9 protein-coding genes and 1 pseudogene are annotated in these 21,713 nt (G+C 62.7%); 7 read left to right on the top strand and 3 right to left on the bottom strand.

From position 1 onward, the window contains the following. Nucleotides 1-4: 4 nt before the first annotated feature. Genes PAF18_RS06430 through PAF18_RS06400 form a run of 7 tightly spaced genes read left to right on the top strand, consistent with a single transcriptional unit; the run spans nucleotide 5 to nucleotide 16,349 of the window. On the top strand, nucleotides 5-892 hold the full coding sequence (locus tag PAF18_RS06430; protein WP_271117774.1) for a BrxR family helix-turn-helix transcriptional regulator: 888 nt from the start codon (nucleotides 5-7) through the stop codon (nucleotides 890-892). After that, nucleotides 889-6,069 (top strand): DEAD/DEAH box helicase, encoded by a 5,181-nt coding sequence (locus PAF18_RS06425; protein ID WP_271117773.1) that lies wholly within the window; start codon nucleotides 889-891, stop codon nucleotides 6,067-6,069. The genes PAF18_RS06430 and PAF18_RS06425 overlap by 4 nt, the downstream gene beginning before the upstream one ends. After that, nucleotides 6,066-8,837 (top strand): DEAD/DEAH box helicase, encoded by a 2,772-nt coding sequence (locus PAF18_RS06420; protein WP_271117772.1) that lies wholly within the window; start codon nucleotides 6,066-6,068, stop codon nucleotides 8,835-8,837. The genes PAF18_RS06425 and PAF18_RS06420 overlap by 4 nt, the downstream gene beginning before the upstream one ends. A gap of 2 nt (nucleotides 8,838-8,839) precedes the next feature. Beyond that, nucleotides 8,840-12,625: an Eco57I restriction-modification methylase domain-containing protein gene (locus PAF18_RS06415; protein ID WP_271117771.1), complete on the top strand. Its 3,786-nt coding sequence runs from the start codon at nucleotides 8,840-8,842 to the stop codon at nucleotides 12,623-12,625. Between the two features lie 3 nt (nucleotides 12,626-12,628). Beyond that, the gene (locus PAF18_RS06410; protein WP_271117770.1) at nucleotides 12,629-13,783 is read left to right on the top strand and encodes an ImmA/IrrE family metallo-endopeptidase; all 1,155 of its coding nucleotides are present in this window, start codon (nucleotides 12,629-12,631) and stop codon (nucleotides 13,781-13,783) included. Nucleotides 13,784-13,787: 4 nt separating this feature from the next. Next, nucleotides 13,788-14,543: an HNH endonuclease gene (locus PAF18_RS06405; RefSeq protein WP_271117769.1), complete on the top strand. Its 756-nt coding sequence runs from the start codon at nucleotides 13,788-13,790 to the stop codon at nucleotides 14,541-14,543. A 9-nt stretch (nucleotides 14,544-14,552) separates the two neighbouring features. Continuing rightward, a complete protein-coding gene (locus PAF18_RS06400; RefSeq protein WP_271117768.1) occupies nucleotides 14,553-16,349 on the top strand; it encodes a GmrSD restriction endonuclease domain-containing protein in 1,797 nt (598 codons plus the stop codon). Nucleotides 16,350-16,391: 42 nt separating this feature from the next. Here the strand turns inward: PAF18_RS06400 and PAF18_RS06395 are convergent, their stop codons facing one another. The 3 genes and pseudogenes from PAF18_RS06395 to PAF18_RS06385 all read right to left on the bottom strand — a co-directional run bounded on the left by PAF18_RS06395 (nucleotide 16,392) and on the right by PAF18_RS06385 (nucleotide 21,713). Further along, entirely contained in the window at nucleotides 16,392-16,592 is a 201-nt protein-coding gene (locus PAF18_RS06395) for a hypothetical protein (protein ID WP_271117767.1), read from the bottom strand. A 68-nt stretch (nucleotides 16,593-16,660) separates the two neighbouring features. Then, the gene (locus tag PAF18_RS06390; RefSeq protein WP_271117766.1) at nucleotides 16,661-17,737 is read right to left on the bottom strand and encodes a DUF2793 domain-containing protein; all 1,077 of its coding nucleotides are present in this window, start codon (nucleotides 17,735-17,737) and stop codon (nucleotides 16,661-16,663) included. 10 nt (nucleotides 17,738-17,747) lie between these two features. Beyond that, nucleotides 17,748-21,713: pseudogene (locus PAF18_RS06385) on the bottom strand (baseplate multidomain protein megatron).

Here is a 21,713-nt window from a genome sequence, read left to right as displayed (position 1 = left end):
CGTAATGGAAAACGACAGGTCGGAACTTCGCTGGGGCGTCGAGCAACGCCTTGAGTTCATCGAGTTCCGCCTGTTCTGGGAGGGACATTTGAACCGCAGCGATCTGATGGACCAGTTCGGGGTCTCGGTGAACCAGGCGTCTACCGACCTGAACCGCTACATTGGCTTCGCACCGGAGAACATGGTCTACGACAAGAGCGCGCGGACTTATGTCCGCGGCTCGGACTTCAAGGCGCAGTTCCTCGAGCCCGACGCGAGCCGCTACCTCGCGCAGCTACGCTCACTCTCTGACGGGATCCTCGACCGGGAGGACTCCTGGATAGCCAATCTTCCGCCCTACGCGTCCGCCCCGACGCCGGTGCGTGGCGTCGATCCGGTGACGCTTCGTTCCGTCGTCGGCGCCATCCGCCGGTCCGAGGCGATCGAGGTCAAGTACCAGTCCCTGTCCAGCCCCGAGCCGCGCTGGCGCTGGATCGCGCCCCATGCCATCGCGTTCGACGGCTTCCGCTGGCACACGCGAGCGTTCTGTCTGAACGACGAGTGCTTCAAGGACCTCCTGCTTTCTCGAATGCTCAGGATCCGAGGATCACGGGAGAACGACACGTCGGCAGACGACGACAACGAGTGGCATTCCGAGGTCACGCTCGAGGTCGCCCCTCACCCCGACCTCTCGGATGCGCAGGCAAAGGCCATAGCGCTCGATTACGGCATGCGAGGCGGCAAAGCGAGGATCAAGGTGCGACGCGCGCTCCTCTACTACGCGCTGAAGCGGTTGGGGCTCGATACGGATCCGGCGGCGCGGCGACCACAGGATCAGCAGGTCGTGCTTCTGAACCGCAAAGCCATCTTTGCCCAAGGCGGAGCAGCAAGTAGCTTCAAGGATCTGCCATGAAGGCCTTTGAATTTGACCATCATCTAATCGGATCCTATGAGCGTTTTTCGCGTTCTTTCAGCGCCATCCGTGCCGAAGATCTTCGTACAGAAATCGACGCGCAGTATGATGCTGGGCGATTTTGGCCGGACGCGCTCCTGTCGTTGAACCCGCGGTACCTCTCAGGCCCCACGGTGGACGATCTCGTCATGTCCGGCGACTTGGACGAAGGAACCGGCAGAGTGTTCCGCTTTGGCGAAAAACCTCTGCGGTTTCACAGACACCAGGCGGAGTCGATTGCTAAGGCGAAGTCGGGAAAAAGTTATGTTGTCACCACAGGCACGGGCTCTGGCAAATCGCTGTGCTTCTTCGTGCCGGTGGTTGATTCCATCATTCGGGCTCTGCGCGCCGGTAAGCCTCGAACAACCCGCGCGATCATCGTCTATCCAATGAATGCTCTGGCGAACAGCCAGATGAAGGAAATCGACAAGTTCATCGGACAGTCAGGGCTTCCGGACGCCCTGAAGCCAGTTGTCAAACGCTACACGGGGCAAGAAAGCCAAGAGGAACGTCAACGGATCGCGGCCAATCCGCCAGATATCCTGCTCACGAACTACATGATGGCGGAGCTCCTGCTGACCCGCCAAGACGACCTGGACGCTCAGGTGGTCAAGAACGCGACCGGTCTTGAATTCATCATCCTCGACGAACTCCATACCTATAGAGGGCGCCAAGGCGCGGATGTGGCGGTGCTCGTTCGGCGGCTGCGCGACCGCTGCTCCCCTGACAAGGCTCCGATCTGCATAGGCACATCGGCGACGATGGCGTCAGAAGGCACCGAAGAAAGCCGAGCGGTCGCCGTGGCCAAAGTTGCGACCAGACTTTTCGGCTCAGAGATCGGCCCAGATGCCGTAATTGACGAGTCCCTGCAACGGGCCACCGACGACAACATCACTCTCGCGCAAGCGACCGCCGCACTCGCTGACGCGGTGCGACAGCCTCTCCCGGCGAGCTTGGACGACGAGCAGCTCAGAAAACACCCGCTCGCGGTATGGGCGGAGCTTGCGCTCGGACTCGATGACGGCTTGGAGCTGAAACGAAAGAAGCCCATCCCCTTCGAGGACGCCGTCAGACGATTGGCCGACGACAGTGGGGTCGACGCGGAGCGTTGTCGGACACAGCTAGAAGGCTTCCTGACGCTGGTAAGCCTTCCCGCAGATCAGCGCGGTGGGACGGGGGACGGAGCGTTCCTGGCATTCAAATTGCACAGATTCATCTCCGGCGCTGGTGAGATCTTCACAACGCTTACGGACAAGCCGCGCACCGTTCTGTTCGAGGGCCAGCTCGAAGATCCCAATGCTCGGGGTAACCGGCTTTACCCAACACGCTTCTGCAGGAACTGCGGACACGAATACCACATCGTCACCGAGAGCGAGGATGACGGGCACATCAGGTTTCTTCCCCGCAATATCGACGATACGCCGCTGGAAACCGAAGACGACGATGATGTGGCGGGATATCTTTGCCCGGCTCCAGACAATGATCCTGATTTCGCCTTCGATGGCGACTTGAACGGCTACCCGGAGAGCTGGCTCGAAGAGCGCAACGGCATCGAGCGGCTGCGGTCCTATCGCAAGAAGCGCGTACCCATCTCCTATGTCGTGACGCCAGACGGTCGCCATGGCGCCGGCGGGAGAGAGTTCTGGTTCATCCCTGGAAAGTTTGCATTCTGCCTCTGCTGCAAGGACGAGCCTAACCAGGGGATGCGTGAGCGCAGTAAGCTGGCGGGCCTCTCTGGCGAAGGGAGGAGCTCCGCGACGACCCTTCTCGTGTCCAGTGCTCTCGAGTGGATGAACAAGCCGACGAGCGGTGTTCCAAAGACAAAGCGCAAGCTGCTAGGGTTTACGGACAATCGACAAGACGCGGCGCTTCAGTCCGGCCACTTCAACGATTTTCTGTTCGTGAGCCTTCTGCGTGGGGCCATTCTGCGGGCGATAATGGCAGCAGGCCCCGATGGGCTGACCGAGGATGAGTTCGGTCTCAGCGTCGTCAAGGCGCTCGGCTTCACGTCTGCAAACAAGGACGCGCGTGCTCATTGGATGCTCGACCCATCGGCTGGCGCTGTCATTCGGGAAGATGCCCAGCGCGCACTCGCAAAGGTTCTGGCTCACCGAGTGTGGACTGACCTCCGCAGGGGTTGGCGCTACACCAACCCCAGCCTCTCCGTTCTGAAGCTTCTCGATGTTGAGTTCGTCGGCGTCGCCGACATGGCATCAGACCGGGAAAGGCTGATGACAGTCCTGCCCGAGCTCGGCGATCAAGCAGAAGAGCAGAGAGCCCTGCTGCTTGCGAGCGTGCTGGGCGCAATGCTCGAAGGGCTGGCCGTCAGTACGGAAGCCCTGGATCTGACTGTTCTGGACGGTGTCGCGCAGAAATCACGTTCGCTGTTGCGCGCTCCGTGGGCGATAGATGCCAAGGAGAAACCGCGCGGACGGTCGTCGCTGCTTCTGCGTGCACCCGGAAAGAACGCCGTGGGTCTTCGTGAGGAACAGACCCTTCTTCGCGCCGGCCATAACTCGCGCATTGCGCGGCTAATCAACAAGAAGAGCGTGCTGGGCGCGAAGCTCGGGCGGGATCACTACATTGAGTTCTTCTCGCGCCTACTTGAGCTGCTCGCAGATGAGGGCTTGATCGTCCCGGTTGAGCTCGACGCTGATCTCGTAGGTTGGCGGCTGACGCCCTCCGCCGTCCGCCTTGTACCCGGGCCCGCGCTTTCCGACGAGAGCCAGCGGGGAAACAGATACTTCCACGATCTGTACGCATCGATTGCGGACGATCTGGCATCGGGTCACAGCGCCTATTGGGGGTTGGAGGGGCGCGAGCATACCGCGCAGGTTTCCCAAAGGCAGCGTGAATGGCGTGAGTGGCGGTTCAGGTACGAAGACGACGACCTCGAAAACCTCAGCACCTCCGAGTATCGGACCGAAATCAAGACCACCGGTGAATCCGACCAGTTCCTTCCAGCGCTGTTCTGCTCGCCGACCATGGAGCTTGGGGTCGACATCTCGGCGCTCAATGCAGTTTATCTCAGGAACGTCCCCCCGACGCCCGCCAACTACGCACAGCGTGCTGGCCGCTCGGGCCGGTCTGGCCAGGCAGCGGTTGTGGTGACGTACTGCGCATCGGGCTCTCCACACGACCAGTACTTCTTCGAGCGTCGCAATGACATGGTGGCGGGTGTCGTGCGGCCGCCTGCGCTGGACATCACGAACGAGGAACTGGTGCGTTCGCACCTGCATGCGGTCTGGCTTGCTGAGAGCCGTCTCGCTCTTAAACCGGATATCCCGGATATCCTCGACCTTGGTGGTGACCGATATCCGCTCAAGGAAGAGATCCTTACCACCATTTCCAAGTCCGATCTTGTCTCCCGCGCGCGCGCTCCGATGCATAGAGTACTCGAACAGATCCTGGCTGCCGACCAAGGGGCGCTACCTGTTTGGATGGAGGACCCGGAAGAGTTTGTACTTCATGTAGCAATGAACGCTCCGAAGGAATTCGACCGCGCGTTCGATCGCTGGCGTGAGCTCTACAATTCAGCGCGCACGCAGCTGGCCGAAGCCAACGCCCGTTCGGAAATCACAGGTCTCTCGGCCGGCGACCGCCGCAAGATCAAGGCGGCCCAGATGCAGGCCAGCGACCAGATTGCGATCCTCGAGCAAGGAAAGGCATCGAACGGATCAGACTTCTACTCGTATCGCTACCTCGCGACGGAGGGCTTCCTGCCCGGCTATAATTTCCCACGCCTGCCGCTCTACGCCTTCGTGCCGGGCGAGGGAAAGACCGGCTCGTTCCTCTCTCGCGCGCGCTTTCTTGCGATATCGGAATTTGGACCGCGAAGCCTGATCTACCACGAAGGTCGCGCCTACCGGGTAATGAAGGCAAAGCTACCTCCCGAGGTTCGCGAGGGCGACGGATCGGAGCTCGCGACCAAGGACATCTACATTTGCGCCAACTGCGGAGCCTGCCACGAAGGAGAGGTAGAGCGCTGCCATGGCTGCGACACACATATGGCCGGAGAGGTGCCCATCAAGCGCACGCTCCGCATCGACAATGTGGAAGCCGCACCTACTGAGCGCATCACCGCGAACGATGAAGAGCGCGTCCGGCAGGGCTTCGATATCCAGACCGTATTTTCGTGGCCGAAGAAGGACGATCAATTACAGGTCACGAACGCGGAATTCAAATGCGGCGAGACTTCTCTGCTCGCACTGCAGTACGCCAACAGCGCCGAGATTCGTCGTCTGAACAAGGGTCTGAAGCGCCGAAAGGACCAGACGGTCTTCGGCTTCAATATCGATCCCCGCACAGGCTACTGGGCAAAATCTGAGGACGAGGATGCGGAGACCGACGCTCCGCCCGATGTAGTCAAGCCAGTGCGGATCGTGCCGATCGTCAGGGACCGCAAGAACGCGCTTCTGTTCCGCTTCAAGAAACCGGAAGACTTCGACCCAAGCACGATCACCACCGTTCAGCATGCGCTCTTGCGGGGGATCGAGGTCGTCTACCAGCTTGAAGAAGGCGAGATCCTAAGCGAGCCGCTTCCAGCTCGCGACAACCGCCGCGCCATCCTTGCCTACGAAGCCACGGAGGGAGGGGCCGGTGTTCTTACGCGCCTGATGGATAAGCCAGAAGCGATCAGCGAGGTCGCGCGGACAACACTCGGGCTCATGCACTTCGAGAACATCGACGCGGCGGTCGCAAGCGGAGACGCTAGCCTGCTGACCGAGAAGGCCGACGATGCCTGCGTCAGAGGGTGCTACCGCTGCCTGTTGTCGTACTTCAACCAGCCGGACCATGAGCAGATCGACCGCGGCAGCGAGGAGGTTACCCAGCTGTTGGTTGACCTTGCGCGCGGCCGAACGGTCCTTGAGCGGCGGGCCGCGCCAGACGGCGCGTCGTCGCCGTGGCTGAAGGCATTTGAGGCTGCTGGTCTCCCGCAGGTCGACACCATCGGCCTCAGCTTCGCCGGCGCGGAAGCCGAATTCGTATGGCGCGGGCACTTTGTCGCCGCAACGAGCGAGGCGGTTTCCGCAGACATGGCCAATGAAGCCACCAACAAAGGCTGGGAACTCGTCGCTTTGCCATCATCAACCGAGGCCGGCGTCCCTGAGCAGCTAATTGATCTATTGAAAGGGTGAATATCGTGCTGAGTTTCTCACCTGGCGATTTGGTTCGGGCTCGCGGCCGAGAATGGGTGGCCCTCCCTGCGCCACGCGCGGGGGTTCTTGCGCTTCGGCCGCTGTCGGGAAACGAAAACGACATTGTTGTCCTGGATCCTACACTGGAAATCGCTTCGGTCGAAGCGGCGCGGTTCGACCTCCCCGAGGGCGCGCGCACTACTGTCCAAGCCAAGGCTGCGCTCTTGGCGGACGCACTGCGGCTCACACTTCGCCGCGGCGCCGGCCCGTTCCGATCTGCCGCGCAGCTCGCATTCGAACCTCGCACATATCAGCTTGTGCCACTGCTTATGGCACTCAGGCTCCAAGTGCCTCGGCTGCTGATCGCTGACGATGTCGGTATCGGCAAGACCATCGAAGCGGGCTTGATCCTGCGGGAGTTCATGGACCGCGGCGAAGTCGATGCATTCTCGGTTCTCTGCCCGCCCCACCTTGTGGATCAATGGATCATCGAGCTCAAGGATCGGTTCGGAATCGACGCTGTCGCGGTGACTTCCGGTACCGCGGCACGCCTCGAGAGAAATCTGCCGCTCGCGCAGACCCTCTTTGACGCTTATCCCTACACGGTTGTCAGCCTTGATTACATCAAGGCCGAGAAGCGCCGTGAGGGATTCGCCCGAGCCTGTCCCGACTTCGTGATCGTTGATGAAGCCCACGCTTGTGTCGGCACCCACAAAGGAAAGCAGCAGCGTTTCGAGTTGCTACAAGGGCTCGCGAAGGACGCGGAGCGCCGGTTCATCATGCTCACGGCCACACCGCATTCGGGCGACGAGGAAGCATTTGCGCGACTGCTCTCACTGATTGACCAGGATTTCGCCACGCTGGACTTCGAAAGCGCGAGATACCGAGAGCGCCTTGCAAGGCACTTTGTCCAGCGGCGTCGTGTGGACCTCGTCGAGGGCGATTGGCACGAGGACCGATCATTCCCGAAACACGAAACCACAGAGCATGCCTACCGGCTCTCGCCCGAGCACTTGGCGTTCCAGGAAGCCGTTCTGGACTATTGCCTCGAGGTGGTCTCGAAAGCGGGAGAGCAAAAGAGGGATCAGCGCCTCGCGTTCTGGGGCACCCTAGCTCTCATGCGCTGCGTCGGTTCCTCGCCCGCCGCGGCGTTGAGCGCGCTGAGAAATCGTGCTTCCAACGAAGCAGACCGTCTCGAACCGCAGATCTATGACGAAGACGGCGACGACGAAGATGCAGTGGACATCGAACCGAGCACGGCATTCTCGGATGATACCGCACTCCGTGCGCTCATTGATCAGGCTGGCGATCTCGTTGAAGCGAAAGATCCGAAGCTCGATGCCCTCGTCGGTGCGCTCAAGCCGCTGATCAAGAGCGGTGCCAACCCGGTCGTCTTCTGCCGGTACTTGGCCAGCGCCGAACACGTGAAGTCAGGCCTGCGGAGAGCTTTCCCAAAGCTGATCATCGAGTCAGTAACTGGTGAGCTGACCCCGGACGAACGCCGCGATCGTGTTGCCGAGATGGCGCTGGAAGGTGCGGAAGAAGGTGCGCAGAGAATCCTGGTGGCGACCGACTGCCTCTCGGAAGGCATCAACCTGCAGCAGCTTTTCGACACGGTCGTACATTACGATCTCTCGTGGAATCCGACCCGACACCAGCAGCGTGAAGGACGGGTGGACCGCTTCGGCCAGCCGGCCGAGCTGGTTCGCTCGATCATGATGTTCTCGCCGGACAGCGCCATCGATGGTGCCGTCCTCGATGTGATCCTGCGGAAAGCCGAGGAAATCAGGAAGGCAACCGGGGTGACGGTTCCGCTGCCCGACGAACGCGGGCCGGTCACAGACGCCCTGATGTCCGCAATGATGCTCCGCCGTGGTGGGCACAAGCAGCTGACTCTCGACCTTCGTCTCGAGGATGGCACGAAGGTCATGGAAGCGCGTTGGCGCGATGCCAGCGAGAACGAGAAGAAATCGCGTGCCAGGTTTGCCCAGAACGCGATGAAGCCCGATGAGGTTGCGCCGGAGTGGGACAAGGTCAGAAGCCTGCTCGGCTCGCCGGATGATACGAAGCTTTTCGTCGAGCGCGCGATGTCGCGGTTCGGTGTCCCGCTCGAGAAGAAACGGAACATCTACATCGCTCACGTTCACGCGCTACAGCAGACCCTGAAGGAGAAGCTTGAACAGCGCGGTCTCGAGAAATCCGTGAGGCTCGCAACCGCGGAGCCTGCTCCCTCTGGCACGTCGCTCTTGACGAGAACGCATCCGCTGACGGCCTCGCTCGCCGAGAGCCTTGTCGAGGCGTCACTGGATCAGGAGGCGCTTCCGGACCTCGGCATCGGCCGTGTCGGTGCGTGGCCGACAACAGCGGTCTCGGCGATGACGCGAGTTGCTCTGCTACGTGTCCGGTACAAGCTCACGATCCACGCCAGAAAGGAGCGGCTTCTTCTGGCCGAAGAAGCAGCGCTGGTTGCCCTCCAGGGCAAAGCCGTCGTGGCGGCCGGCGAAGACGTCCGAAATATGCTCAGCACGCCGGCCACTGCCGATCTCGCGACGATCGCACGAGATCGGATGATCAATGCTGCTAAGGCGGACCTGCCGGACCTGCTCGCTGGACCTTTGGCGGACTTCGTCAATCAGCGGGCAGCGGAACTCGTCGAAGATCATGCTCGCCTGCGTGCCGCAGCCGGCTCCATCTCCCGCGTCAGCGTCGAAGCGGTCCTTCCGCCCGACGTGATTGGCTTGTTCGGCCTCATGCCGGGCAAGGTGTGACAATGGCGCGCAAACCGATCTCCGACATGTCGGCATGGCCCTCGCTCAGCCTCGAGGGCAACCTGATCGCGCCGGCGATGATCGCCAAGATCGACCAGCGGGACGCACCGGAACAGTCGCGGGAGGACTATGCTGTCCGCAAGGGCCTCACGATCCGAGAGGAAATCTCGACGGCGTTCCGTGTCGGCCAATCCCACTTCGATGCCTTCGCGAAGCTCGACACGCCATCTCAAGACGCCACCCGCCGTTTCGTTGCCGGCTTCTTCAAGGAGACCTTCGGTTTTGACGACCTAACACCGGCCGATGCGCCGCTCGCCATGATCGCCAGCGGCAGGGTTCCGCTGGTCGTCGTGCCGCCGAGCGAGACGTTGGACCGCCGCAGCCCGACCCTGTCCATCGACCGTTCCCGCTCGCCGGCCTTCGCGATTCAGGACTACCTCAACGACACCGAGGAAGCGCTCTGGGGGATCGTCACCAACGGCACCCATCTTCGTCTCATGCGGGACAACGCGTCCCTGACGCGCCCCGCCTACATCGAAGCCGACCTCGCCCAGATCTTCTCGACCGAAGACATCGCGTCGTTTGCCGCGCTCTGGCTCATCATCCACCGGTCACGCTTCGGCGCCGCTGACACCCCGGCCACCGACTGCCCGCTCGAGCGATGGCGCGAGGCTGGCTCGCGCGAGGGCGAGGCCGCGCGCGACCGCCTGGCTGACCAGGTCCAGATCGCGCTCAAGGTGCTGGGCTCGGGCTTCCTCGAAGCCAACCCCGAACTCGCGGCCAAACTGAAATCCGGCGAGGTGAACCTCACCACCTGGTTCAACGAGCTCCTCCGCCTCGTCTACCGGCTGATCTTCCTGATGGTCGCCGAGGACCGGAACCTCCTCCACCCGACGAAGTCGAAAGCCGAGGCCCGCGCGCTCTACGCCGAGGGCTACAGCCTCGCCGCCCTGCGCAAGCAGTGCTACCGCGCCGCCACGTGGGACAAGCACCACGACCGCTACGAAGGCATCAAGATCGTCTTCCGCGCGCTCGCCCACGGGCAGGAGGCACTCGCCCTCCCGGCGCTCGGCGGTCTCTTTGCCGACGACCGTCTGCCCCACCTGGAAACCGCCCGCCTGCGCAACAAGGCCTTCATGGAGGCGCTCTATCGCCTCTCCTGGCTGTCGGACAAAACCGGCATGGTCCCCGTCAACTGGCGCGCGATGGAGACCGAAGAACTGGGCTCCGTCTACGAATCCCTCCTCGAACTCCAGCCGCAGCTGGGCGACGACGGCAAAACACTGCTCTTCGCCTCCGAGGCGGCCGAGCAAAAGGGAAACCAGCGCAAGACCACCGGCTCATACTACACTCCCGACAGCCTCGTTCAGGCGCTGCTCAACACCGCGCTCGACCCCGTGCTCGACAAGACCGAGGCTGAAGCGGACGATCCCGCCAAGGCGCTGCTGAAGCTTTCGGTCATCGACCCTGCCTGCGGCTCGGGCCACTTCCTGCTGGCCGCCGCCCGCCGCATCGCCACGCGGCTCGCGCGCATCCGGGCCGAGGGCACGCCCTCGCTCGCCGATTTCCGCCACGCGCTGCGCGATGTCGCGCGCTGCTGCATCCATGGGGTGGACCGCAACCCGATGGCGGTGGAGCTGACCAAGGTCGCGCTCTGGATCGAGACCGTGGACCCCGGCCTTCCCCTCGGCTTCTTCGATGCGCAGATCCGCTGCGGCGATGCGCTGCTGGGGGTGTTCGACCTGCAGGTGCTGCAGGACGGCATTCCCGATGCCGCCTACAAGCCGCTGACCGGCGACGACAAGGAAACCGCGAAATACTACCTCAAGGCCAATCGCGATGTGAAGGCGGGGCAAGGCGGGTTCGACTTCGGCACTGGTCAGGCAGCCATGCCGGCGATGAAGCCGCTGGCGTTGGATTTCTCGGGCTTCCGTGACCTGCCCGAGGATACGGTCGAGCAGATCGGCGCCAAGGCCAGGCGGTTCAAGGAACTGCGCAAGGGGCAGACCTTTGTCCGCGCCAAGGCGGCGGCGGACCTCTATGTGGCGGCCTTCCTGCTGCCCAAGGTTGGCGGCGCACCAGCGGGGGCTTCGGCCCGCACCGTGCCGACGACCGAGGAACTGTGGATGGCCCTCAATCAGGGGAAGATGCGCCAGGCGATGGTCGAAGCGCCCAAGGCCGCACGCAACGCCCGCGCCCTGCATTGGCCGCTTGAGTTCCCCGATCTGATGCAGCGCGGCGGCTTCGACGTGGTGCTGGGCAATCCGCCGTGGGACGTGGTGCAACTTTCAGAAGAGGAGTATTTCTCCACACGCATACCGGAGATTGGTGCACTTTCGGGTGCTGCACGAAAACACGCGATTTCTGAACTTCAGGCGACCAATTCCATCGCGTACGCCGAATACATCGCGGACAAACGCAACTTTGACGCGTCAAATGAATTTGCTCGGGAGAGTGGTAGATTCGAACTCTCCGCGCGAGGAAAGATTAATACCTATTCCTTGTTCGCTGAGCTGTTCGCAGGGCTCGCAAGGCGCCGAGCTGGAGTGATCGTTCCTACAGGCATAGCAACGGATGCAACTACTGCTCCCTTCTTTGCTTCGCTTGTCGAGGATCGTCGCCTTTCAAAGCTTGTCGATTTCGAGAACAAAAACGGCATCTTCACGTCAGTTCACCGCAGCTACAAATTTTGCCTGCTCACTATTGGCGCTGAGGAAGATGAGGCAGCCTTCTCGTTCTTCCTCTCTGACCCAAGTCAAATTAATGATATCGAAAGAAACTTTACTCTCTCGCCTGAGCAGATCAGCGCCATCAACCCAATAACCAAGAACGCCCCAATTTTTCGGGCTCGTGCAGACGCCGAGCTAGCAGCGAAGATGTTTGGCTTGGTCGCGAAGATTCCGCGCACCGAGGATTGGCTTATCCTAAATCAGAATGTGTTTACTTCGTCAAATTCAGACGACTTGGAACAGTTTCAGAATACCCCGGCATCCGCTGACACGATTGCAGTATTCCGTGGGACCTTTTTCAATCAATACTCCATAGACCCAATCCTCGGCATGCACTCGAATGAGGACATTCAGAGCGGAAATGTGGACGCATCAGACAAGTATGTTGATCGGAAATACTATGAGCAGAGAATAGCCAAGAAGTTTTTGAATCCAAAGTATCATCTCTCGATAAGGCGGATTGCGCGTGCAACTGACTCTAGAACGATGATTGCGGCGATCCTGCCCATGGTTGCAACAGACGACACGGCGTCGGTATTGAGCGTCCAAGGCAAAAAGGAAATTACCTCGGCAGTTCTAGCCAACCTTAATTCGATCTGCCTTGACTATACTTGTGGGTTCAAGATTGGCGGCACGGACATTCGAAAGCACAACTTTTCGCAGTTGCCGTTTCTTCCCCCAGCCTTCTACACCGAACCCCGCCTCGCCTTCATCACCCCGAAGGTGCTGGAACTCACCTACGCCTCGCACAGCCTCGCCCCCTTCGCCCGCGATCTGGGCTACGACGGCCCGCCCTTCGCCTGGGACGAGAACCGCCGCGCCCACCTGCGCGCCGATCTCGACGCCTTCTTTGCGCGCGCCTACGGCCTGACCCGCGATGAGCTGCGCTACATCCTCGACCCCGCCGACGTGAAGGGTCCCGACTACCCCTCAGAAACCTTCCGCGTCCTCAAGGAGAATGAAATCCGCCAACACGGCGAATACCGCACCCGCCGCCTCGTCCTCGCCGCGTGGGACCGCCTTGACGCCAACGGTGAATTCACGGCGATGGGGATGTGACCGATGCCGGCCATCGATCCCGTCGTCTACGGTCGAGTGGCCGATTTTATCCGCGGCGCGGTCCAATCGATCTTCGACTCGCGCTTCGACTGGACGCCGGACGCCGAGTCCATCCTCGTCCTGATGCGCGAGGGTGGCATGAAGCCCGAGCAGGAGCGACGCTTCCGCCCTTATTTCGACCTGTTCGTCGAGCAGGCCCGGCGAGGCGAGATCAGCGGTTTTACTCCGGGGGTCGAAGATGAGACCTTCGTCGATTACCCGCCGAAGTTCGATCTCGATGCACTGCTGACACCGCCTGCGTCGCCCGAAGCGCAGAACGACCTGTTCGACGGAGCCGGCACGAAAACTGAGGCCGAGCGCGCCCTGATCGACCAGTTGATCGCGGCGACAAAGCTCTATGACAGCAGCGAAGCGATCCACGAACTTTTCACCTTCACCATTCGCCTGCGCGAATTCGCCCCTTTCAACGCGATGCTGCTGCACATTCAGAAACCGGGCCTGACGCATGCCGCGACAGCGCATGACTGGTGGCAACGGTTCGGCCGCGTGCCGAAAAAGGGCGCACGGCCGCTCCTGGTGTTGCGCATGAAGGGGCCAGTCGACTTCGTGTTCGACGTGCAGGATACCGAGGGCAAGGACCTGCCGGTCGATGCGTTCTCCTTCCCGACCTTCGGCAATTTAAGCGACAACCGCTTCGCCGAGTTTATGCGGGCTATCAGCAAGGAGAAGATCGACCTCGTCCAGCTCGACGCAGGAGACGGCCAGGCGGGTTGGATCCGGCTGCTCGCCCGCGCGAAGAACGACAAGGGCAAGAACGTCTACCAGCTGGCCTACAACCGGAACCATGCCGCCCCGACGCGTTTCGTGACCGTCGCCCATGAGCTTGCGCACCTGTACCTCGGCCACCTCGGAGCCGACAACGGACGCCGCGTACCGGATCGGCGCGACACGCCTCACGAGCTAATGGAAGTGGAAGCCGAGATGGCAGCCTACCTGGTGGCGATGCGCAACGGGCTAGAGCCAAGGAGCGAGAGCTACCTGTCGAACTACAAGGGCGCCTTCGAGGATCTGAACCTCTACGCGGTGACCCGCACCGCGAACGCCGTGGAGACCGCGATGGGTCTTTCCGCCCAAAAACTCTGGAACGAGAAGGCGTAGGGCAATGATCGAGGCCCCCCAGTCCTTCATCACCCGCCAGGAATGCGACAAGCTCGCCTTCCAGAACGGCTTTCGCCGCACCAATGGCGAAGACGCGGGCTGGCGCCGCTATGGCTCCACCACCGCGCAAGGTGCGATCTGGCTGGCGCGGGGGGATGAGGGCTGGCTCCTGGCGCTGGACCACGCCGGCGTGATCGCCGAGATCGAGCTCGCGCCAACCGAGTTGCCCGGCCCCGGCCTTGCCCGCTATGCCTTTGCCGATCTCGGCGCGCTTTATGCGGTGATGCCGCGCCTCTACCAGCTGGCCGCGAGCCTGCCCGATGCGCCGCTCGAGATCTTCCGCGAAAAGGTGAAAACCCTGCCGCAAGCCACCGAGGCCGAGCGGCTGGTGGTGCGGCGGGTGGGCCAGGACATCTTTCGCGCCTCGCTAATGGACTACTGGCAAGGCCGCTGCCCTCTGTCCGGCATCGCCGACGCACCTCTTCTACGCGCCAGCCACATCATCCCGTGGAGGCTGTGTGACAGCGATGCCGAGCGGCTAAACGTGCATAACGGGCTGCTTCTGTCGGCGCTGTGGGACGCAGCCTTTGACAAGGGGCTGGTCAGTTTCGACGACGAGGGGCGGCCGATGTTCTCGCCCGGCCTCAGCGAAGGTGCCCGCGAGGCGCTGCGCTGGCAGGCCCCGATACCGCTCGGCTCCGAGCACCGCAAGCGGCTCACCTGGCACCGCGAGACGCTTTTTCAGCAAGATCAACAATAGGAAAGACCCTTGGCCACCCAACGCTATTCCGTCACCCCGCATCCGATCGAAACCCTGCTGACCTGGGTCAAATCCGGCGAGATCGCCATCCCCGAGATCCAACGCCCTTTCGTGTGGGACGCGACAAAGGTGCGGAACCTGCTGGATTCGCTCTATAATGGCTATCCGGTCGGCTACCTGATCGCTTGGCGAAACCCCACGGTGCGGCTGAAGGATGGAACGACCTCGTCGGGCAAGCGGATTCTGATCGACGGGCAGCAGCGGGTAACGGCCTTGATGGCGGCGCTGCTTGGTCAGGAAGTCATTGACAAGGATTACCGCACGCGGAGGATCCGGATCGCCTTCAACCCGCTTGAGCAGAAGTTCGAGGTGACGAACCCCGCGATCCAGAAGGATGCCACATGGATTGCCGATATTGCCGAGGTGTTTTCGCCCGAGGTCGGGTTGATCGGCGTGATGGACGATTATCTTGCCCGCAACCCCGAGGCAGACCGCAAAGAGATTTCGGGCATCCTGCAGCGCCTATGGCAGATCACGAACAACCATGTCGGGGTCATCGAACTGGCCGAACATCTGGATATCGAGACGGTGACCGAGATCTTCATCCGGGTAAACTCTACCGGCGCGCAGCTGAGCCAGGCGGATTTCGTCATGTCGAAAATCGCTGCAGACGAACGAAATGGTGGCAATCAGCTGCGCAAGGCGATTGACTATTTCTGCCATCTGGCCGTTTCCCCCGAAGCGATGCCGCGGATCGAGAAGAACGATACGGAATTCGTGAAATCCGAATATTTCCAAAAGATGCGTTGGCTGAGCAACGTCAACGACGATCTCTACGATCCGTCCTACACCGATATGCTGAGGGTTGCCTTCACCTCGGAGTTCGGACGCGGGAAACTGCAGGATCTGGTAGCGCTGTTATCCGGTCGCAACTTCGAGACCCGGGACTATGAAGAGGAGATCGCGGAGGCGTCGTTCGAACGTCTGAAAAAAGGAGTCTTCAACTTCATGAGCAAGACCCATTTCGACCGGTTGACGATGATCCTTCGCTCGGCAGGGTTCGTAACTTCAAATCTGATCCGTTCAAAAAACGCGGTCAATTCTGCGTACATCATCTACCTGCGCGGCCGGGCCGAAAAGATGGATGCTGCGGAACTTGAACGCCTTGTTCGGCGCTGGTACGTCATGTCTGTTCTTCGCGGGCGCTACTCAGGGAATGCTGAAAGTTCTTTCGACTACGACATTCGGCAAATCGAGATGCACGGGCTGGCAAAATATGCCAACGCCGTTATTCAATCTGAACTATCGGATGACTACTGGTCAGCCCTTCTGCCTCAGCAATTCAATTCCTCTGCATCCACAACGCCGTCCTTTGTGGCTTTCAAGGCGGCGCAAGCGAAGCTGGGGGATCTCGGTTTCTTGTCTAGGGATATAACAGTGCGAGACCTGCTATTGAACCGCAGCGATGTCCACCATGTTTTTCCCAAGAACTACCTGAAGGGGCGTGGATTTACGGCTGCTCGGTACAATCAGGTCGCAAATTTCGTAATTGCGCAAAGCGAGATCAATATTTCAATTGGCGACAAGTCGCCCGACGTCTATTTCTCTGAACTAGCCGATCAATGTTCCGGAGGATCGCAGCGGTATGGCGGTATTGCGGATATAGACGAGATGCGAGCCAACCTTGAAACCAATTGTGTTCCTGCCTCAGTGCTGAACGGTTCAATTCCGGATTACGATGACTTTCTGGAAGAGCGCCGGACGATGATGGCGGAAAAAATACACCTCTATTTCAAGTCCCTGTAATGGGGGCGCATTCGGAATTCTCAGACCTCCGCTACGTTTGGATTAGCAGCAGCTAAACCACCGCATGGCTGTTTGAAGTAGCTCCTCGTTTGTTCCGCTGGTCGCTTCCTTCAAGAAAGTATCGATTTCGTTCTGCGACAAGCCGCCATCCCGAGCTGCCTTAAGGCAAACGCCGATGACCATGAAAGCATTACCGTTTTGGTTGGACAGCTGAACATGTACGTCGGGATATTTGGGATTCATGGCCCCAGTGACGCTTAATTCTCATTTACTATCAAGTAGATAAACACCGCTTACGATTATGCCCTCGGTCACCCCACCTTCGTTCCCCAAAAAGATGTCTGGTCAGCGGCGAAGTAGCCGTCCGCGACACGGAAATACCCCTGCAACTCGATGGTATCGCCTGCGGTTAGCGGAACCATGGTCTGCAACCAGAGCGCTGTCGCCTCGGAGACATGCACCCCGCTGATCTCGCCCCGCGAGCCGCGGATCTCGATCGTGCCGTTCAGCACGAGCCGGCCGCTCATCCGCGCCGACGTGCTGGCGTTCATCTTGTAGAGCAGCGTGGCGCCGAAGAGGTAGGTGCCATCCGTGGGCGCCACGAAGCGATTGTTCGCGGCGTCGAAGGCCCCCTGGTCGTTGTAGTCGGTGTTGTTCAGGCCGATCTTCGTCCAGGCCCCGACGCCGACATAGTTGTCGTAGTTCGTGTAGGCCTTGAAGCGCGGGAGCCGTGGCTGGTCGACGATGCCGGTGGCGTTGTCGACGCTGAGCCCGTCGAAGAAGGTGCTGCCGTCGGCCGAGACCGCGAGGCGGAAGCGGTCCGAGCCGAAGAGCCCAACCAGCGCCTTGGTCACGAAGTTGGTCTGCAGGGTCAGACCGAGGTCGTCGCCCGCAGCCTCCTTGTTCATGGTGTAGAACAGATCGCCGGTGCCGCCCTCGGCAACGGTCTTCGCCGTCCAGAGCGCAGCATTCAGATTGGCCGAGAACGGGTTCGAGGCGTCCGCCGTGGTGCCGAGGTCCAGCAGCGCCATGTTCTGCAGCGCCGCGGGCGTCGTCCCGATCCAGCCCGCGCCGTTGTAGACCAGCAGCAGCCCCTCGTCCTCGACCCACGCCCGCCAGCCGGTCCGGGGCGGCAGGCGCAGCCAGGCTCCGTCCGTCCAGAGCGCCACGTTCAGGTCCCAGCCCGACCAGTCGCCAGTGGCGCCCGAGCCGACGATGTAGCGGTCGCCATCGGCTGGACTTGCGGGCGGCACGGTCAGATCCCGGTCGAGCACGGAGAGCTGGATGAGCCCGTCGAGGATCCGCAGCGCCTCGTTGTGAGTGACATGCTTCTGGGCCTGCGCCGCCAGGATGTAGGGCAGCAGCAGATGGGTCGTCGCGTCGGACATGGGAAAAGCCTCAGAAGAAGAGCGTGACGATCTTGGGAGCGCCCCGCCCGACTAGGGCGGAGAGCTGGGAGATGCGGACGTCGAGTGTGTCGGCGGGGCCGAGTGGCGCGCCCCAATCGGCGGTCTGGTCTGCGGCGGTGTAGACCGCGTTGGTGGTGGCGGTGCTCAGCACCCGCTTCACAGTTGCGCCGTCGAGGATCTCGACCTCGTAGGCTTCCAGTTCTTCTCCCAGCGACACCTCGAGCCCGCCCCAGCTGTCAGCCGCTAGCGCACGCGACCGGCGCGTCCAGCGGATGGTGAGGTCCCCGGAAGTGCGCGGCCTGCGCCACGGCTGTTCGACATGGGTGACGGAAAACGGCCGCAGCCCGACGCCCGCTGGCGTGAAGGCCTGCGCGACATAGGTCTCGTCGGCCACCGGGCGGCTCGCGGGCCCGATGCGCCAGTTCCACGGGATGCCGAGATCGGCCTCGGCGATCGGCAGCGATGCGATGCTGTCGTCGAGCACCAAAACCCGCGCGCCGGCGGGCGCGGGATTGCCCATGTCGCCTTCCGTGCCGCGCTGGCCGCGCAGGAGTCGGGTCAGGCGATACCGACCCGGCGCCAGCAACTCGGCCGCACCTGCCTGCACGATTTCCCAGACGCCGGGCGCGCTCTCGATGGCGAGCGCATTGGCGCCGCCGAACAGGGTCAGGTCCGTCACGCTTTCAAGCGTGCCGGTGCGCAGATCGACGATCAGCGCTTTGCCGAGGTCGAAGCGCAACGTCGGCCCTGCGTACAAGTCCGAGACCAGAGTGCCGATCCGCGCCCGCGTCCCGCAGCTCGTGAGCAGTTCGAAGCCGTCCATCGAGGGGCTGCGGAACACCGCGATCTCGCCGGGCTAAGGGACGCCATGCGCCACTGCAAAGGGCCGGTGCGCCGGCTGGTCCTCGGTCAGCTGCGGCAGGTCGAGCAGCACCGCCTCGGGTGCGCCGAAGACGACGGCCTGCGACAGCGCCGAAGGCCGCGGCGCACCGGGCGGGAAGTCGTAAGCTTCCCGGTCCTCGCGGACCGCCTCGATACCGCGCGCATCGGCATCGGCGATGGAAATGAACCGCAGTGGGACGGCGTGGCGGTCATGGACAAACGACACGACATCAGCCGGGTCGAGCGCGAGGCACGACGGCGGCAGACGGAAGACCGCGCTCTCGCGACCGGTCCAGGCCTCCATCAGCGCGCGGCGGCAACGCCGTTCGGCTTCCTCGGGCGGGACCGCCATCGGGAAAGACTCGGACGCGATGCGCGTCGTGTCGACGGTGATGCGACGGGCCTCGACCTGCGCGGCCTCGTAATCCTCGTCGGCGCGAGCCACCTGCCATTTCAGGGCCTGCGGCAGTTCGGTCTCCTGGCCGCGCGTCAGCTCCAGCACGTCGCCCTCGCGGGCGGCCACCAGATCGTCGGGGCTCACACTCGCAACGGCAGCGCGCCCGCGCATGACGAAACGGATCACGCCTTCGGTCTCGACGGCGTCGAATCCGAAGTGGCGGGCGAGCGTGGTGATGGACGCACGCGGGGACTCGAGTGTGCCGATGGCGTAGCCCTCGACCGCGCCCCACAGGCCGGTGACATCGACGCGATCCTCGGGCAGCCCGGCGCGCAGGCAGAGATGTCGGACCAATGCGGCCAGCGACACGGCCCCGAGCCGTCCGGCCAGCCAGTGGCCCAGGCGCCAGTTGCCGCCGTCCGTCCAGACATCGGTCAGCGCCGGAAAGAACTGGTACGGCCGCGCATCCCAGGTCCAGGCGGCACATTCGGCGACATGCACCATGCGGCCGCCGTAGACCGAGGACAGCGGGTTGTTCGCGGCCTCTCCCCAGAAGAGGTAGGTCGCCTCGAGATAGGCGCGCTGGATCGCATCGCCCCGCCAGCCGCGGGAGAAGTAGGGCACGAAGCTCTCCGACGACTTCGGGTCGAAGAAGACGTTGGGCTGGTTCGTACCGCGGTCGATGGCCGGGCATCCGAGCTCGGTGAACCAGACCGGCTTGGACTCCGGCGCCCACGCGGTCGGCGTCCCGCTCTCCACCCCGCCTGGGCGGTCGTAATGCGCGTTCGACCACCAGGCGCGCAGATCCTTGTAGCGGAAGACCCATGGCTTGCCGGCGGCGCCATCAGTGATCGCGGTCCGGACCTGCGCGGAGCGATCGGCCGCGCTGGCGTAGAACCAGTCGAAGCCTTCTCCACCCGCGATGTTCGCCTGCAGGTAGGCCCGGTCGTAGATCGCGGGCCAGCCCTCGGTCGCGTCCGCATGTTCGAAGCCGTCGCGCCAGTCCGACAGCGGCATGTAGTTGTCGATCCCGACAAAATCGATCTCCGGGTCCGCCCAGAGCGGATCGAGATGAAAGTACACATCGCCGCTGCCGTCGCCCGGCTGATGCCCGAAGTATTCCGACCAGTCGGCCGCATAGCCGATCTTCGTCCCCGAACCGAGGATCGCGCGGACATCCGCGAGCAGGTCCCGATAGGCCTGCACCGCCGGATAGGTGCTGGCGCCCGAGCGGATCGTCGTCAGCCCCGGCATCTCGGAGCCGATCAGGAAAGCATCGACCCCGCCCGCCGCCGCGCAGAGATGGGCGTAGTGCAGCACCATGCGCCGCAGACCCCAGTCGCCGGGCGTGCCGGTCCAGCTGACGCTCTCGCCGGTGACGCTGATGCTCGCAGGCGTGGCCGCGCCGAACAGCGCCGCGACCTGGCTTGCGGCCGTGGCGGTCTTGTCCACGGTCCCGGCGAAACCTGCCGCCGGAGAACAGGTGATCCGTCCGCGCCAGGGGAACGCGGGCTGACCGGTCTCGGCGGCGTTGTCGGAATACGGGTTCGGCAGGGTGTTGCCAGGCGGCACATCCATGAGGATGAACGGGTAGAAGGTCAAGCGCAGCCCGCGCGCCTTCATCTCCTGGATGGCCTGCACCACCGCGAAGTCGGACGGCGTGCCGCCAAAGACTGGCCGATCCTGATCGTCGCGGCTGACGAGGAAAGCGCTTGCGCGGCTCACGCCGTTCACCGACCAGCTGGCGGGCGTGGTGGATTTGGCCGACACCTCGACGCCCGGCCGCACCTTGCAGGAGCCCGCCCGAAGATCGTAGCCGAACCACGCCACCACGAGGCTGACGCTCTCGACCGCCGGGGCCATCGCCTGCAGCCGGTCGAGGGCTTCGACCATGTCGGTGGAGTCGGCGAGCGCATTCAGGTTCTCGGGCACCGTCGCGCCGCCATCGGTCTTGCGGATCGCCTGCGTCGCATAGGTGAACTCGCCCGAGGCCGGGATCATGGTGACGGCGCGGGTCAGTCCCTCGGCGGTGTCGGGATCGGCCAGCGGCCGGAACACCTCGAAGGACAGCTGCGGCAGGCGGTTGCCGTAAGTCGAGAGCGCCAGCTCCTCGAAGACCACATAGGCCGTGCCGCGATAGACGGGCGTGCTGGCCGCGCCCATCTTCGCGGCAATGAACGGATCGGGGCTCTGCGCCTCGTCGCCGGGATACCAGCGCCAGGTGACGCCGGAGAGGTCCACCGGCTTGCCGTCGGCCCAGATGCGGCCGATGCCGGTGATCGACCCCTCGCAGAGCGCTACGGCGAAGCTGGCGTAGTAGAGATACTCGGTGGTCTTGACCTTGCCGCCCCCGCCGCCCTTGCCGCCGCCCTGCGTGGTGGTCTTGGTCTCCTCGCGGAAATCCGTCGCCCAGATGATGTTGCCGCCCATCCGCATGCGACCGTAGAGCCGCGGGATGACCGCGCCTTCAGTGGCCGAGGTGATGCGCAGCGTGTCGAGCCGCGCGCCCTCGATGCGCTGGGTCGGGGCCAGCGACGAGATGATCCAGCTGTCCACGACCGAGCCGATGCTGGAGCCGATGAAGCCGCCGATGGTCGCAGCGCTGACACCGAGGATCGCCCCGCCGATCGAACCGCCAATGGCGGCGCCGGCCGCGCCGAGAACAAGGGTGGCCAT

The sequence above is a fragment of the Paracoccus sediminicola genome (genome assembly GCF_027912835.1).
Lineage (GTDB): Bacteria > Pseudomonadota > Alphaproteobacteria > Rhodobacterales > Rhodobacteraceae > Paracoccus > Paracoccus sediminicola.
This window is presented reverse-complemented; position numbering and strand designations above follow the sequence as displayed.